The organism is Vreelandella sp. DA03-1M (genome assembly GCF_055725665.1).
Genome location: NZ_CM146798.1, coordinates 2,693,308 through 2,708,973, shown reverse-complemented (window position 1 = coordinate 2,708,973; position 15,666 = coordinate 2,693,308). Strand labels below are relative to the sequence as shown.

15 protein-coding genes are annotated in these 15,666 nt (G+C 53.3%); 10 read left to right on the top strand and 5 right to left on the bottom strand.

The features are described from left to right. Positions 1 to 180: 180 nt before the first annotated feature. Positions 181 to 1,761 (bottom strand): ABC transporter substrate-binding protein, encoded by a 1,581-nt coding sequence (locus ACXUPB_RS12650; protein WP_350359354.1) that lies wholly within the window; start codon positions 1,759 to 1,761, stop codon positions 181 to 183. 274 nt (positions 1,762 to 2,035) lie between these two features. Between ACXUPB_RS12650 and ACXUPB_RS12645 the strand changes: the two genes are divergently transcribed. Then, complete coding sequence (locus ACXUPB_RS12645) at positions 2,036 to 2,605, top strand: hypothetical protein (protein WP_335596251.1); 570 nt, start codon at positions 2,036 to 2,038, stop codon at positions 2,603 to 2,605. A gap of 57 nt (positions 2,606 to 2,662) precedes the next feature. Here the strand turns inward: ACXUPB_RS12645 and ACXUPB_RS12640 are convergent, their stop codons facing one another. After that, on the bottom strand, positions 2,663 to 3,049 hold the full coding sequence (locus tag ACXUPB_RS12640; protein WP_179915892.1) for a glutaredoxin family protein: 387 nt from the start codon (positions 3,047 to 3,049) through the stop codon (positions 2,663 to 2,665). A 278-nt stretch (positions 3,050 to 3,327) separates the two neighbouring features. On the opposite strand from ACXUPB_RS12640, the gene mpl reads away from it, so the two are divergent. Genes mpl through ACXUPB_RS12625 form a run of 3 tightly spaced genes read left to right on the top strand, consistent with a single transcriptional unit; the run spans position 3,328 to position 6,053 of the window. Next, complete coding sequence (gene mpl / locus ACXUPB_RS12635; RefSeq protein ID WP_179915893.1) at positions 3,328 to 4,764, top strand: UDP-N-acetylmuramate:L-alanyl-gamma-D-glutamyl-meso-diaminopimelate ligase; 1,437 nt, start codon at positions 3,328 to 3,330, stop codon at positions 4,762 to 4,764. Then, positions 4,761 to 5,426 (top strand): flavin prenyltransferase UbiX, encoded by a 666-nt coding sequence (locus ACXUPB_RS12630; protein ID WP_179915894.1) that lies wholly within the window; start codon positions 4,761 to 4,763, stop codon positions 5,424 to 5,426. The genes mpl and ACXUPB_RS12630 overlap by 4 nt, the downstream gene beginning before the upstream one ends. Positions 5,427 to 5,429: 3 nt before the next feature. Beyond that, positions 5,430 to 6,053 (top strand): LysE family translocator, encoded by a 624-nt coding sequence (locus tag ACXUPB_RS12625; RefSeq protein ID WP_179915895.1) that lies wholly within the window; start codon positions 5,430 to 5,432, stop codon positions 6,051 to 6,053. 19 nt (positions 6,054 to 6,072) lie between these two features. Here ACXUPB_RS12625 and ACXUPB_RS12620 read toward each other — a convergent pair whose 3' ends face one another. From ACXUPB_RS12620 to ACXUPB_RS12610, 3 genes are read right to left on the bottom strand one after another with little or no spacing between them, the layout of a single operon-like run. After that, on the bottom strand, positions 6,073 to 7,470 hold the full coding sequence (locus ACXUPB_RS12620) for a bifunctional DedA family/phosphatase PAP2 family protein (RefSeq protein ID WP_472952707.1): 1,398 nt from the start codon (positions 7,468 to 7,470) through the stop codon (positions 6,073 to 6,075). A 38-nt stretch (positions 7,471 to 7,508) separates the two neighbouring features. Then, complete coding sequence (locus tag ACXUPB_RS12615; RefSeq protein ID WP_179915897.1) at positions 7,509 to 8,441, bottom strand: diguanylate cyclase domain-containing protein; 933 nt, start codon at positions 8,439 to 8,441, stop codon at positions 7,509 to 7,511. Further along, positions 8,438 to 9,292: a hypothetical protein gene (locus ACXUPB_RS12610; RefSeq protein ID WP_339934678.1), complete on the bottom strand. Its 855-nt coding sequence runs from the start codon at positions 9,290 to 9,292 to the stop codon at positions 8,438 to 8,440. Before ACXUPB_RS12610 ends, ACXUPB_RS12615 begins: the two co-directional genes overlap by 4 nt. Positions 9,293 to 9,549: 257 nt before the next feature. On the opposite strand from ACXUPB_RS12610, the gene ACXUPB_RS12605 reads away from it, so the two are divergent. The 6 genes from ACXUPB_RS12605 to rodA all read left to right on the top strand — a co-directional run bounded on the left by ACXUPB_RS12605 (position 9,550) and on the right by rodA (position 15,598). Continuing rightward, positions 9,550 to 10,857 (top strand): glutamate-5-semialdehyde dehydrogenase, encoded by a 1,308-nt coding sequence (locus ACXUPB_RS12605; protein ID WP_472952704.1) that lies wholly within the window; start codon positions 9,550 to 9,552, stop codon positions 10,855 to 10,857. 9 nt (positions 10,858 to 10,866) lie between these two features. Further along, complete coding sequence (nadD, locus tag ACXUPB_RS12600) at positions 10,867 to 11,526, top strand: nicotinate-nucleotide adenylyltransferase (protein WP_179915900.1); 660 nt, start codon at positions 10,867 to 10,869, stop codon at positions 11,524 to 11,526. Between the two features lie 78 nt (positions 11,527 to 11,604). After that, positions 11,605 to 11,991, top strand: a complete 387-nt coding sequence (gene rsfS / locus ACXUPB_RS12595; protein WP_179915901.1) for a ribosome silencing factor — start codon at positions 11,605 to 11,607, stop codon at positions 11,989 to 11,991. After that, on the top strand, positions 11,988 to 12,455 hold the full coding sequence (gene rlmH / locus ACXUPB_RS12590) for a 23S rRNA (pseudouridine(1915)-N(3))-methyltransferase RlmH (RefSeq protein WP_008956613.1): 468 nt from the start codon (positions 11,988 to 11,990) through the stop codon (positions 12,453 to 12,455). Before rsfS ends, rlmH begins: the two co-directional genes overlap by 4 nt. A 71-nt stretch (positions 12,456 to 12,526) precedes the next feature. Further along, on the top strand, positions 12,527 to 14,434 hold the full coding sequence (gene mrdA, locus ACXUPB_RS12585) for a penicillin-binding protein 2 (protein WP_179915902.1): 1,908 nt from the start codon (positions 12,527 to 12,529) through the stop codon (positions 14,432 to 14,434). A gap of 3 nt (positions 14,435 to 14,437) precedes the next feature. Then, the gene (rodA, locus tag ACXUPB_RS12580; protein WP_179915903.1) at positions 14,438 to 15,598 is read left to right on the top strand and encodes a rod shape-determining protein RodA; all 1,161 of its coding nucleotides are present in this window, start codon (positions 14,438 to 14,440) and stop codon (positions 15,596 to 15,598) included. The last annotated feature ends 68 nt before the right edge of the window (positions 15,599 to 15,666 follow it).

The window sequence follows — 15,666 nt, the reverse complement described above, 5'->3', positions numbered from 1 at the left end:
CGCCACCTATGTGAAGGGTTCATCAAAGAAAGTAGGGGCATGGTTATTCAAAGTGCTTGCAGGTTCGAGCCGCCAAACAAAAGGCTTCGCTCTCTAAAACACTTAGGGAGCGAAGCATACAGGCAGTTAATATTGCAGTGACTCTTTTGGCGCTATGCAATTAATAAGCGATGGAAAAGATTAGTCGTCGCTGCTTTTAACGACCAAGTCACCCAGGTAAGGGAAGTCGATAGCGTTCACCACCGGCTCAACCTCAACACCATCCGCCGCGGCGTAGGCAAGGTTCTGCCAGTGCAGCATGATGAAACCGACGTCTTCGTAAAGCATGGCTTCGGCTTCACGCAGCATTTCGTTGCGTTTTTCCAGATCCGTTTCGCTATCCGCTTCGGTTACTAGTGCATCAATCTCTTCGTTGCAGTAACTGCCGTAGTTGTACTGACCCGCGCCGGTTTCTTCATCGATACAGAAGGTGAGGTACTGGAAGAAGTTAGCGCTGTCTTCCGTATCGGCGTGCCAGCCGATCATTGCCATATCGGATTCACGGGTATCGTACTCAGGCCAGTACTGGGCAAGCGGCATGGTGCGTAGATCAACTTTAATGTTGATTTGCGCCAGCATGTTGGCCACTGCCTGGGCGATCTGGGCATCGTTCACGTAGCGGTTGTTGGGGGCGATCATTTCAACGCTGAAGCCCTCTTCATATCCCGCTTCTGCCATTAGCTCTTTGGCGCGTTCGATATCGTAGCGTGGCGTTAAATCAGGGTTGTGGCCTGAGTAACCCTCTGGCGAGAACTGCCCAGCTGGGTTAGCAAACCCACGCATCAAACGGTCAGCAATGCCTTCCTGATTAATAGCCAGATCAACCGCTTGGCGAACGCGGGCGTCTTGGAAGGCTTTTACGCGCTCTTCGTTCATTTGGAAGCCAATGATGCGGGTACCGTCGATCTCAATCAGATTGACGCCATCTGCTTCACGAACACGGTCTAAATCGTTGGGCGGAACGGCATCAATAAAGTCAACGCCGCCAGAAAGCAGTGCCGCAACGCGAGAGGCGTTTTCAGCGATAGGCGTCATGACGATGTTGGATACGTTGCCTTCGCTCTCAGTGTCCCAGTAATCTTCGAAACGTTCGAAATCAACCCGAACGCCTTGGCGACGGTCAGTCACAATGAACGGGCCAGTGCCTGAAACGTTGCGTGAAGCGAAGGAGTTGCCCGCTTTGACGATTTCAGCTTTGTCGCTACCGTCGTCGGTTTCACCCGTATAGAACTCGCTATCCAACGGGAAGATGTACGTAGCAAGGTTGAGCAACAGTGGGTAGGGTTCAGTGGTAACGATCTCAACGGTGTAGTCGTCAACCGCTTCGGCACTGGCAACCGGTTCAAAAATAGCGCGGTAATCAGGGCTCTCTTTCAGACGTTCAATAGTCCATACCACATCTTTAGCGGTGAATTCGTTACCAGAGTGGAAGGTAACGCCTTCGCGCAGTGTCATGCGCATAGTGGTTTCGTCTACTTGTTCCCACTCGGTGGCTAAGCGCGGCTCAAACTGGAAGTCTTTGGTCCAGCGTACGAGCGGATCGAACGCGAGGTGAGAGAAACGCAGCACGCCGCCAGAGAGTTGTTCATGTAAATCGAGCGTTTCAGGGTCGGCAGAGTAACCAATACGAAGGGTTTCAGCACTTGCCGTCATCGGCAGCAATGTCGTACCTGCAACCACTGCACCAATAACAGAAGCCAGTAGGGTTTTCTTGAACGTCATAATTGTTCCCTTGGGTCATTGTTTATTGTTCGTTTTACAGATGCTTTCCCTCGCTAAAGAGCGGAAATACCCGTAAAACAGACACGGTCAGCTTGTAAGCTATCTTAAGAACATAGGCTAACAACATAGAGACTGCCTGTTGCGTCATACAATCGAAATAATGACAGGCATCATTCATCTGCTACATGACGTGGCTAGGAGCGGCACATTGCGTGTCTGTGATTAGACGAAAGTAGTAAGAGAAAAGTTAAGCCCGAATAGGCGGAGAAGCCGTATGTGGAAAAAAATCGTCGTGGCAGCCATGGCTTGGTACCTTCCCACCTTCGCTGTCGCCGTTGAATCAACGCCTGACTCCAATGCAGAGCAGGGCTCTGAGCATGATTTACCACACAGCTCGGAAACGGCGGCTCAGATTAAAGGCTCGTTAGATGGTGAGTTACGCGAATGGTTTATTTTGAGCCATGGCAATGACTCAAATGCGTCATTTATTGAGTCAGGTGAGCATATCACTATCGATATCACAGGGTTTGTTGATGATGAGGCCTGGGAGACTCAAGAAGCGCTGTCTATTAGCCTGACGATAAGCGGCGAAGGGCAGCTGGTCAGTGCCGTGGTATTACACCCGCTGGGGGACTCAACCTCACCGCCGCTCTACACTTCTGAAGGGGGCGATGTAGAGGTAACGCTGACGCACTATGAGTGGGCGAGTCAACGAGTTCACGTGGCTGGCAAGATACAGGGCGTGCTGGCGCTACAAATACAGCTAGATGAGCCTCCGAGTCAGGAAGAAACCATTGAGATTGATGTGGCGTTTGATGTGGAGGCGCAAAAAATCGAGTTTTGATACCCGAAACCTACATCTGCCTGTTTCGGGTAATACATGACGGTATAGCGTCTTTAGTTAGTCAAACTGCTTATGTAACCAAGCATTGATTGTGTCAGATTCGTACATCCACTCTTCCCGGCCATCGTCATGGATAATTCTGAGGCAGGGCACTTTAACTTTCCCCCCGCCCTCCAAGAGCGCCTGCTTATGGTCAGGGTCAAGCTGGACATCGCGCAGTTCAATGTTCAATCCCAGCCGCGCTATCTCTTTGCGTACCTTGATGCAAAACGGGCAGGTGCGGAATTGATACAGGGCCAGCCGCTGGCATGTCTGATCAATAGTGGCTTGCTCTTCAGGCGAGCGTTCAACTGACTTAGGCGTAGAGAGCTTTTCAGAAATCAGCATAAACGGGGCAAGCACTAAGCGAACGCCACGAAAAAAATAGCGAATTAAAATGCGCATCTAATGGCTCCTTTTGCTGATGGTTAGGCTTATATCAGCGTGCCGAGTGGTAAGAGAGTGATCGTTAACATTGATAAACAGTGGCCGCATCCTGCAACAACTGAAAGGATTTGTCACTTGAAGGGTGTTTTGAACCCGTTAATCACAGTTTATAGCGATGAGTAGATGAGCAAATTGAGTCAGCATGCTAGGCTATTTGGCTATTTTTACGCCATATTTTGGCTTTTTAATTAAACGTCTTTGCGAATAGTTTATTGGCGAATAACGGGGCGAATGCCATGCATCTGCATATTATTGGTATCTGCGGCACCTTTATGGGAAGCCTGGCGCTGCTGGCGCGTGAGTTGGGTCATCAGGTAAGTGGCTCTGACCAGCATGTATACCCGCCCATGAGTACCCAACTTGCTGAAGCGGGTATTGTTTTGAAAGAGGGTTACCACGCGGATCACCTCTCGCTAGCACCGGGCATTGCGCCCGACCTTGTGATAGTCGGTAACGCGATGTCACGCGGTAATGAAGAGGTGGAAGCACTGCTTAATAGTGGCCTGCCATATACCTCCGGCGCGCAGTGGTTGGCAGAGCACGTATTGCCTGGTCGACGAGTGATTGCGGTAGCAGGCACCCATGGAAAGACGACCACTGCGAGTATATTGGCGTGGTTATTGGAAAGCGGCGGATTAACCCCAGGGTTTTTGATCGGCGGTGTACCGCGTAATTTTGGTGTCTCGGCGCGTTTAGGCGATCCGCGGGCACCGTTTGTAGTCGAAGCTGACGAGTACGACACGGCCTTCTTCGATAAGCGGTCCAAGTTCGTTCATTACCGCCCGCATATCGCGATACTCAATAACCTTGAGTTTGATCATGCGGATATATTCCCTGATCTGGCCGCGATTGAGCGCCAGTTCCATCATTTAGTGCGTACCGTGCCCAGCCAAGGCCTACTCTTAGTGGCTGATGAGCAGCCTGCTCTTGAACGTGTGCTTGCCCAGGGCGCTTGGACCCCGGTCGCCCATTTTGGTGACCAAGCCACGAGTGAGTGGCAGCTTACCCTTGAGCGTGACGATGCTAGCCGTTTCCAGGTGCTTCATTGTGGTGGCGAGCCTGGCCAGGATCAAAACGGCCAAGACGAAGATGGTGTCGTTGAATGGGCGCTTACCGGTGAGCATAATGCCCGCAATGCGTTGGCAGCGTTGGCGGCAGCCAACGTGTGTGGGGTTGATTTAGTCCGTGGTTGTGCGGCGCTGGCGCGTTTTGAAACCCCTAGAAGGCGGCAGGAAGTGCGCGGTGAAATCAATGGTATTCAGGTCATTGATGATTTTGCCCACCACCCCACGGCGATTGCCGCCACGCTTAAAGGGTTACGCGCGGCGACCACCAAGGGGCGACTGCTGGCGGTCATTGAGCCGCGCTCCAACACGATGCGCTTGGGCGCACTGCGCGAACGTTTGATCGAGAGCGTGGCTGACGCTGATAGCGTGTTTTGGTTTCAGCCCGTTGGGCTGGATTGGTCAATGGAGGAGCTGGTAGCCAGTCAGGGGGCGCGTGCGCAACTGCATAATGACATTGATAAATTGGTGACAGCGGTGGTCACGCAAGCGTCACCATTGGACCGTATTGTAGTGATGTCTAATGGTGGTTTTGAGGGCGTGCATGAGCGCTTGCTGGCCGCTTTGACGACTGCCCAAAAAGCCGCCGCCAGCGAGGGGCATGTGTGACCAATCAAACTGAATCGCTATTTAAAAAGCCCATTACCGTCGCACTTACCGGTGCCTCTGGGGCGCAGTACGGATTACGTCTGATTGATGTGCTGGTCGCAGCGGGGCATGAAGTGTGGGTGATGATTTCCAAAGCTGCACACATGGTGATTGCCACCGAAACGGATATCGAACTGCCCGCGCAGCCTCAGCGGTTAGCTCAGGCGTTAAGTGAGCGCAGTGGTGCCCAGCCGGGGCAGATTCGTTGCTTCGGCCGCGAAGACTGGATGGCGCCAGTGGCTTCAGGCTCCGGTGCGCCATCGGCAATGGTGGTGTGCCCGTGCTCAACGGGGACACTTTCGGCCGTTGCGACGGGAGCAAGCAATAATCTGATCGAGCGGGCGGCCGATGTCGCGATTAAGGAGCGCCGTACGCTGGTGTTAGTGCCTCGTGAAAGCCCGTTTTCCCCTATTCATCTTGAGCACATGTTGGCATTAAGCCGCTTGGGCGTGGTTATCTTGCCAGCGGCGCCAGGGTTTTATCATCGCCCACAAAGTATTGAGGATCTAATCGATTTTATTGTGGCGCGTATCCTAAACCAGTTGGGAATCGAGCATTCGCTGGTGCCTCGCTGGGGTGAGGTGGAAAGCACTGCTAACCCCTCATTAACTAAGGATAACTAATCTATGATGTCGTGGGCGACGCTCTCGGTTTTTGTACCAACGTTTTTGTTTGTCTCGCTTACCCCCGGCATGTGTATGACGCTCGCCATGGTGCTGGGCATGACCCAAGGCGTTAAGCGTACGCTGTGGATGATGATTGGCGAGCTGCTCGGCGTCGGCTTGGTAGCGGCAGCGGCGGGTGCTGGGGTGGCGGCGCTAATGTTACGCCAGCCAGAGCTGTTTGTGCTGTTCAAATGGGTGGGCGGCGCCTATTTAGGCTATTTGGGCATTATGATGTGGCGTTCCCGCGGACGAATGGCAATACCTAGCGAGTTGGATGCTGGCCCACCAGCCAGTCGGCTACAGCTAGCGACGCAAGGCTTTGTGACCGCGGTAGCAAACCCCAAGGGGTGGGCGTTTTTTATGGTGCTGCTGCCGCCTTTTTTAGACAGTAACCGCCCATTGCCAGGCCAGCTCAGCTTGCTGATTGCGGTTATTTTAACCATCGAGTTCGCTAGCATGCTGGTCTACGCCACTGGGGGTAAAACGCTACGTAATGTGCTCGGCAAGAGCGGCAATGTGCGCTTACTGAACCGTATCGCTGGCACGTTGATGATAGGGGTTGGGCTCTGGCTTGCTCTTGGCTGATCAAAACGGTGTTAGTGCTTTAAACCGGCGGCAAAAAACCGACGCGGGCGCTGAGAAGTACCAGCGATGCCACGCTGAGTAGAGGCCAGGGGCATGGCTGCAGGCTTGGCCGAGGCTGCTGCTGCCAATGCAGCAGGGTCAGTGCGCAGACAACTAAGCCTAACAGTGCGCCCCCCACCAAGTCGCTAAACCAGTGCACACCCACCACCAGTCTCGATAATGCCATAGGCAGTGCAAGCGCAAGTGCACACCAATAGGCTAAAAAGCGCTTATGGCGAGGCATTTCGGCTGCTATAAACGCTGCTGTCAGACCAAATAGCACCACAGCGGTGGATGTATGCGCGCTTGGGTAGGAAAAAGAGCCCATCAGGTAGTCCGGTGTGTCAGGGCGGGCGCGTCCAAACAACCCTTTGCCAATAATGTTAAGCAATGCGACCCCTGCAAAGGCACCGCCCCAGTGCCGTAGGGCGTCCCAGCGTTTGCCTAACAGTAACCACGCCGCCCACGGCAGGGCGAACGCGATAATGCCAAAGGTGTCGCCAATTTTCGCAAAAATATTCCCTACGCTGTAAGCAATATCGCCGTGCAGCCCTGTAAACAGCCGATGAATAAAAATATCCATATCCAGTGGGCCGTTTTCACCGATAACCATTAGCGTCCAGCCCGAGAGGCTACCAAGTGCTATGACTAACAGCAGCAGGGAGGCTAATGGGACATCTCCAGATTGGCTCATTGCTAGCCAGGGACGCCGTAGCAGTGGCAGCCGGCGAGCAGTACCGGCAATCATCCGGTAAAGTCGCCCATTCCGTGTGGCTTGATGGCGGCCCCATGAAAAAATAACCGCGAGAGCGACAATAATAACGGCCAGCACCAGTAACGCGGCTTCAAGGCCTGGGGGTAGATTCAAATGGTGCTGCCAAGTGCGGCCAAGTAAGTAGCCGGGCAGAATATAAGCAGGTGCCCACAGCGCCGCCGAGGTTAGGTTGGCCCAAATAAACGTGCGCGGCGGCATCTGCATCATGCCTGCCACCAGGGGAATAATGGGTCTCACCGGGCCTACAAAGCGGCCGATAAAAACCGACCATATACCGTAGCGCTCAAAGAAGCGTGACCCTCTTCCCAGCCACTCGGGATGCTGAGACAGTGGCCAACGCTGGGTAACTTGCTCGCGATGCCTGTAGCCGAGCAAAAAGCTGATGCCGTCACCTATAACAGCTCCTATAAAGGCGGCAACGATCAGCCATGCCAAGGTAATATCCTGATGTCCCGCCATAGAAGCCGCTGAGGTAATTAACACCACGCCCGGTACGAGCAAGCCCACCAGCGCAAGCGATTCCACTAATGAAATGACCAGCACCAAGCAAAGTAGTAGTAGGGGCGATGGCGTTAATGAGAGGAGCATATCGGCTAGCGGCACATACTTCTCCGGCGATAAATGAGGGGGCTAACAATAAATTAAACGTTGGCGAGTGACGTGCCGCGTGCTTCCAGGCGCTTTAAATAGCGCTCGAAGCTTTCTGCCCGACTGGGTAAGCAGGCCGCAATACGCGCTTCAAGCTGGCCAGTTTCCACCAGCACGCGCTCAGAAAGAGCTCGCTGTAAGCGCTCGCGAACCAATAGTGCGCCGCTTTCACTGGTGTCTGGCAGAACCAGCCAAAACGTAGCGTTATCGGCGCGGCCCAGGACATCATGGTCACGGCAGTGGCTATTCACTTCGCTACATAGTGCGCCTAATAGAGCCGTCCGGGCGCGATGGCCAAATTGCTCTGCGGCCATATCCAGCTGTGGCAAGTGCACTACTAGCACCGCTAGCTGTTGATTGAGCATGGCCGCACGCTGAAATTCGCTATTTAAGCGCTCTTTCAGTGTATCAATGTGATAGGCGTTGCAGTCGCTATCGTTTGGGTCGGTAGCCCGAAGCAAAGCACGGCGACGGGCGTGTTCCCAACGAGGTAGCGCAAGGAGTAACGTTAAGGCGGCATAGCCGACAATAATCGCGGGTGGCGCAGCGGCGACGGAGGGAAGCAGCCACCATAAGGGGCCAATAGCGATATTGATCAGTAACGCAGCCCACAACGGTAACAATAAAAAAGTGGCGGTAACGGGCAGGCCAAGCCAAATGGGCGATGCCCCAGGGTGGTAGTAAAAAGCGCTAAGTACCACCGAGTAAGTGCAACAAAGCAATATGATGCGTGGCAGATAGCTTTTCAGTCCTTGCCCGATATGCATGAGTAGCGCTGACATGAGCAGCAGGATCATAAAGGTAGGAATAAGCAGGTCGCGGTAGTCGCCCATGGCATATAGCCAAAGGGCATAGCCGACCATCAGCGCAACACTAGCGGCGTAGGCAAGCGTCATTAATCGCTTGGGAATTTGGTGTTCAATCATATCGTCTCCCGCACCCGCTCATCCGGTAACTTACTCATCTCAAACACCGATAGCGTGCTCGGTTCGATATCAATTAACTTAAGGTATTCACTGGTGATGTTGTCGGGGAGGTCTGCAAGTAGCAAGCTGCGTCGTTGGGCGGCCTCTTTTGGTGAGCGCGCCAAAATCAAAGTGACCAGCGCCGTGCTGCTTAAACGGTATACGTTCTCGAAATCATGCGTTAATTCACAAAGTTTTTGTGCTGCTGGCCAAAGTTGATGACGTTTGACGTGCAGTATAAATACTTCTGCATGAATCCCTTCACGCTCACAGCGCGTTTGTTCGCGGGTAATGTCGCGCAGTAGTTGTTCACCCGCCCATAAATTGAGCCCTGGAATCAAGCGTAAGCGTTGGCGAATAGAGCCGTTCATATCAATAAGCTGCTGTGCTCTGGAGAGGGCCAGCAAGCCAAGCACCAGCAAGCAACTGAGCAACAGGATAAATTCAGGCTTTTCCAGCTGGGGAGCCACCATGACAGAGCTAACCAATGCGGCGCTGAGATTAAATGCCGCCACCCAATTATTTTGTGGCAGCATCAGCATGGCGGCACAGGCCCAAATCAAAATGCTGTGCCGTTCAGGAGCCGCCGCAATTAACGCGACCAGCAGCGCGCCCGGTACAAGCTGCCACGGCAATCCTCGCGAACGTCGGTGACTGAAGTCGAGCATTAAAGCGGTAATACATAGCCAGCCGACTGAAAGCCACAGTACGAGTGCTGCAGCGGGCGGCGTAGCGGGCGTCCATAGTGCCAAAACAATGGCTGCCGCTAAAAGATTGGCACGTAGTAGGCGTATTTTGTACTTGCTTTGCATGGTGACTTATTATTCGTCCTGAATAACCAGAAATATCTGAGCAAGTGGGTGAGCGTATTTATGAACAGCGTACGCGACACATATTAGCGCCTTAATCATCCTCAGTATAACGTCGAAATGGCGTAACATAAGCACAAACATGAAAGCGGCTGAGCGCTTACGTCAGCCAATGTATGAGTAGATTGGTTTCTTAGCCATTGCACACGTTACCCTGGTACTGTTTGGGGCACTATTCACCTTAGCACGCGGGAGACAGTATGAGCGTTTCAACACCGTTCCAAGAAGAGGCCCATCAGCACTTGTCTGCCGGAGATGTGCCCGCCTATGTCAAAGCCTTAGGTCAGGCAGCACGCCGCGCAGCAGGCGAGCTTCGCCGGGCAGATACGGGATTGAAAAATCGTGCTCTGATGGCAATGGCGCAGCGTATGGCAGAAGCGCGTGGTCGTATTCTAGAAGCCAATGCTGAGGATTTACAACGTGGCCGTCAGAACGGATTGGATAGCGCGCTGTTGGACCGCTTAGCCCTCAGCGATTCACGTGTTGATGCCATGATCGAGGGGTTAAACCAAGTGGCGAGCTTGCCGGATCCTGTGGGCGAAATGAGTGATATGCGCTATCGGCCCAGTGGTATACAAGTTGGAAAAATGCGCGTGCCATTGGGCGTTATCGGCATTATTTATGAGTCGCGCCCTAATGTGACGCTGGAAGCTGCCAGCTTATGTCTTAAGTCGGGGAATGCCTGTATTTTACGTGGCGGTTCTGAAGCCAGTGAGTCTAATGCTGCTATCAGTGCCTGTATTCAAGCAGGGCTTGCTGATGTAGGTCTGCCAGCCGGTAGCGTTCAGGTGGTAGCGACCACGGATCGTGCGGCCGTGGGCACTATGATTAGCATGCCAGAATATGTTGATGTCATTATCCCGCGCGGTGGAAAGTCGTTGATTGAACGTATTACCCGTGAGTCGCGCGTACCGGTCATCAAGCATCTTGACGGTGTTTGTCATGTTTATATCGATACCACCGCTGACCCTGCCAAAGCGTTAGCTATCGCCGTCAATGCGAAAACACACCGCTACGGTACCTGTAATACGATGGAAACCTTACTGGTCGATGCGCCGATTGCTGACCTGCTATTGCCTGAGCTAGCCCGTGCCTATGCCGAACATCAGGTCGAACTGCGTGGCTGCCAACGTACCCGGGCGCTGCTGCCACAGGCCGTGGCGGCAGAGGAAGCGGATTGGTATGCCGAGTATTTGGCGCCGGTGCTGGCCATTAAGGTCGTTGATGGTATTGATAAAGCAATGGCGCATATTGAGCAGTACGGCTCCCACCATACCGATGCGATTGTGACCCAAGATTATTCACTTGCCCGACGTTTTATGGCGGAAGTCGATTCCAGCTCGGTGATCGTTAACGCTTCTACTCGCTTTGCCGACGGTTTTGAATATGGCCTGGGCGCTGAAATTGGGATTTCGACTGACAAACTGCACGCTCGAGGGCCGGTCGGTTTGGAGGGGTTAACGACCCAGAAATATGTGGTATTCGGTGATGGCCAGGTGCGTGAGTAAGGTGGTGGTATGAGTCAGTGTGTGCAACGTATCGGTATGTTAGGCGGCACTTTTGACCCCGTTCATTTGGGCCATTTGCGTAGTGCCGTTGAGCTGCATGAAGCGCTTTCACTTGATCGACTACACATGATCCCGGCTCAACAGCCGCCATTACGTGGTCAGCCTCAAGTGCCCGCACACCAGCGGTTGGCGCTATTAAAAGCGGGCATTGGCGATACGCTAGGCTTGGTAGCGGATGATCGCGAACTTCAGCGCGCAGGGCCTTCCTATAGCGCTGATACGCTTGCTGAACTGCGCGCAGAGTATGGCGAGCAGGCGCGGTTGATAATGGCTATCGGTTTCGATGCTTTTTTGCGACTGGCCCAATGGTATCAACCGGCGCGTATATTTGATTTTGCTCATCTCGTCGTCATTGCTCGTCCTGGGTATAGCGATTCGTTGCCACCGTCATTAATGGAACTGGTAGAGCATCGCGCAGTCGATAGCGTAGATACACTGATGCAGCAGCCGTGTGGAGGCTACTTATCCCTAGAGCTGCCGTCGCTGATGGCCATTTCGGCGACCTATATTCGCCAACGCCTTGAAGCGGGTAAAAGCGTGCGCTATTTAGTGCCACCTGCCGTTGAACAGGCTATTGCACACCATGGACTTTACCAACAGTGTGAATAGCGCTGGCAGTCATCAAATAAGCCGTTACAATGGCCGGCTTTATTGACCGATTACCCCATGAGGTTGTCTTTAGGAGTCATGCACATCGATACATTGAAAAATCTAGCGGTTGACGCGTTAGAAGAACTGAAAGCACGCGACATAACGCAGTTGGATGTCGCCAAATTAACCGAGGTCACCGACCTCATGTTGATAGCCAGCGGTACGTCGACCCGTCATGTCGCCGCTTTGGCACAAAATGTAGTGGAAAAAGCCAAGGCTGCAGGGCTTGGGCCGTTGGGCGTCGAAGGTGGCGATAACGCTGATTGGGTACTGGTTGATCTGGGCGACGTAGTGGTTCACGTCATGATGCCTGAAGCGCGTACTCTCTATGACTTAGAGCGACTGTGGGCAGATCTACCGAGTGATTCAGGTGCAATTGGTGAATCGCTTGAGCGCTTCCAAGAGCGAGCCAGCATGTCATGAAGATCCGGCTGTTGGCGGTGGGAAGCAAAATGCCTGGGTGGGTAGAAGAGGGCGTGGAGACTTACCGTAAGCGGCTGCCGAGAGATTTCAATCTCGAGATCGAAGAAATTACCCTCGGCCAACGTGGCAAAAACGCCGATATCGCAAAAGCGCGCGCCCAGGAGGCGCAGCGTATTCGCGATAAGTTGCGTGGCGACGAATACGTGGTAGCACTGGAAGTGAAAGGTAAACCATGGACCACCGAGCAGCTGGCACAAGAAGCTGACGCTTGGCGCATGGCTGGGCGGGATATTGCTTTACTTGTAGGTGGGCCAGACGGGCTTGAGCCTTCGCTCTCAGCCGCGGCCGACAAAACCTGGTCAATCTCTCCACTGACGCTGCCACATCCACTGGTACGAATTATGTTGGCCGAGCAACTCTACCGTGCCTGGACACTATTAGTGGGTCACCCTTATCACCGTTAACGGCTGAATGGTAAGCCATTACTGTTTGTGTCCTGTTGCGCCCTTTGTTTGATTTGAGAGTCTTCGTTGCCATGCTCAAGCGCCCCAACACGCTAAAAAACTCCGAGCAAGAACTGCGTATTTTTCGTGTTAGAGCGCTGCTCGCCGTGTTGGTGGTGTTGACCCTTGCCTGCTTGCTAACGGGGCGGCTAATTTATTTACAGATCGTCCAGCACGATATGTATAGCACGCGCTCTGAAAATAACCGGGTTCGCGTCGAACCGCTGCCGCCTAATCGGGGGTTAATCTATGATCGTAATGGCGTACTGTTAGCCGAAAACCGTCCCACCTATAACCTGACCCTCGTCCGCGAGCGCGTCGATAATCTGGATGAAACGCTGGCGCTGCTGGTAGAGCTTCTTGAGCTACCTGAAGAAGAGATTGAGGCGTTTAACGTGCGTTCACGCCAGCGTCAAAGACCTTTCCAGCCAGCGTTGCTTACCAGTGATCTAAGCGAAGACCAAATTGCCCGTTTGGCAGTTAACCGCCACCGACTGCCAGGGGTGGAGATAGAGGCACAGCCGCTGCGGTTTTATCCTGATGCCGAAATAATGGCCCATGCGTTAGGTTACGTTGGCCGTATTAATGTTGAAGAGATGGAAACGCTGGATGCAGGACGTTACGCGGGTACTCACTTTATCGGTAAAACCGGTATTGAACGTTTTTACGAAGAAGAGCTTCATGGTGAGGCGGGTTTACGCAAAGTGGAAACGAACGCCCGCGGAAGAGTATTACGAGAGCTAGGGCGCACTGACCCGGTACCCGGCGAGAATTTAACATTAACGCTGGATAAGTCACTCCAGATGCTAGCTTATGAATTGTTAGATGGTCGTCGCGGCTCTATCGTGGCTATCGCGCCAGCCACAGGTGAGATTCTTGCTATGGTGTCGACACCGGGGTTCGACAGTAATCAGTTTGTCACTGGCATTGATGTGGCTTCTTATCGCGGTTTGCAGGAGGATCTCGATTTACCGCTCTTTAATCGCGCTACCCGTGGTCACTATCCCCCCGGCTCGACCATCAAGCCTTTTCTGGCACTGGCCGGTCTGGTAGAGGGGGTTATTACCCCCGATAGCACCATTAATGACCCCGGCTATTACCAGTTACCCAATGATTCTCGTCGTTACCGTAACTGGTTGCGCTGGGGACATGGGCGAGTGGATATGGAACGCTCACTGGCGGTTTCCAATAATACTTACTACTACACCCTAGCCCATGATTTGGGTATCGATAATCTTCATAAGCAGATGAGTAATTTTGGCTTTGGTCAGCGTGTCGCCCATGACGTGCAAGGAGAAAGCGGCGCCTTAATGCCTTCGCGTGACTGGAAACGAGGCCGCTTTAATCAGCCCTGGTATCCCGGTGAGACCCTTTCCGTGGGGATTGGGCAAGGCTACTGGCAGGTGACGCCTTTGCAGTTAGCCAGTGCCACTGCAACACTGGCCAATCGCGGCCACTGGGTGAAGCCGCGTTTGGCACGTCGGATTGGCGATACCCCCGTCCCCCTCGACCTGCCCGATACCTTGGATGACATTCAGTTAGCCAATGATAACTGGTGGAATCGAGTATTCAGCGGTATGGAAAAGGTGATTAGTGGCACCGAAGGGACAGCGCGTCGAACTGGAGTGGGCCTTGAGTATCGCATGGGCGGTAAGTCAGGCACGGCACAGGTGTTTTCGCTGGGCCAGGACCAACGCTATAACGCTGATGAATTAGCGGAGCGGCTGCGTGATCACGCGCTGTTTATCGCTTTTGCGCCAATTGAAAACCCCAAGATTGCGGTCTCCGTTATTGTTGAAAATGCAGGCGGTGGCAGTACACACGCGGCTCATTTGGCGCGTGCTATGACGGATGCCTGGTTACTTGAGGATGAAGCGCCGGACGTAGAAGAAGTACGCGAAGTGTTAGAGGAAGATAACGCCAATGTGGAGGGTAACTAACCCATGCCTTGGCATTATCTAGCGCGCTCTATGCGTGGTTACCCTGTTCGCCCGCCCGAAAGCGGCATCGCCCGGCGTAAAAGTATTTGGGAGCGAATCCATCTAGATCCCTGGCTGCTTGGCTTGCTACTGGTATTGATGGGCAGTGGTTTAATCGTTCTTTATAGCGCTTCTGGGCAATCCATTGATGCCGTGATTGCTCAGAGCGTACGGTTTTGCATCGCTCTGGTGGTAATGGTGATCATTGCCCAGTTTTCACCTTCAACTTTTTTGCGCTTCGCTCCGCTAGCCTATGGCATCGGGGTTGCCATGCTGGTTGCCGTTGATGTATTCGGTGATGTGGGTATGGGCGCTAAACGCTGGTTGGTCATTCCTGGCGTCATACGCTTTCAACCCTCGGAAATGATGAAACTGGCGGCCCCGTTAATGGTGGCGGCCTATCTTAATCGCTGTGAATTGCCGCCGCGTCTGCGCGATATACTGGTGTGTGGGGTTATCATTGGCGTACCCGTCGTGCTGACGGCTATTCAGCCTGACTTGGGAACCTCATTGCTGGTAGCCAGTGCTGCTCTTATCGTGGTTCTGCTGGCAGGTTTGTCGTGGCGCTTGATCGGATTTATTACGGCGTTGGGGGCTGCCGGGGTGCCGGTGTTATGGATGAATATGCATAACTACCAGCGTCAGCGCGTGTTGACTTTTTTGAACCCTGAAAGCGACCCGCTGGGCTCTGGTTGGAACATCATTCAGTCAACCACCGCCATAGGTAGCGGTGGATTGTGGGGGAAAGGGTGGCTGCAGGGTACCCAGTCCCAGTTAGAGTTTTTACCCGAACGACATACGGATTTTATTATTGCCGTTTTAGGCGAAGAGTTTGGTTTAGTGGGTATGCTAGTGCTTTTGTGCCTGTATCTATTAATCGTGAGTCGTGGTGTATGGATGGCTAGCGCTGCTCAGGATACCTTTGGCCGCTTAGTCGCCGGCAGTATCATCCTCACCTTTTTTATCTATGTATTTGTCAATATGGGCATGGTGAGTGGCATTCTGCCTGTCGTTGGTGTGCCGCTACCGTTGGTTAGCTTTGGCGGCACCTCAAGCGTGACCTTGTTGGCGGGTTTCGGTATTCTCATGTCCATACATGCTCATCGTCGGCTGCTGTCGCGCTAGCAAAGTTGCCCAGCCCAAACATATAGTTCAGACGCCTGTGTTACTCGGCAATGGAGAACTCAGGAATA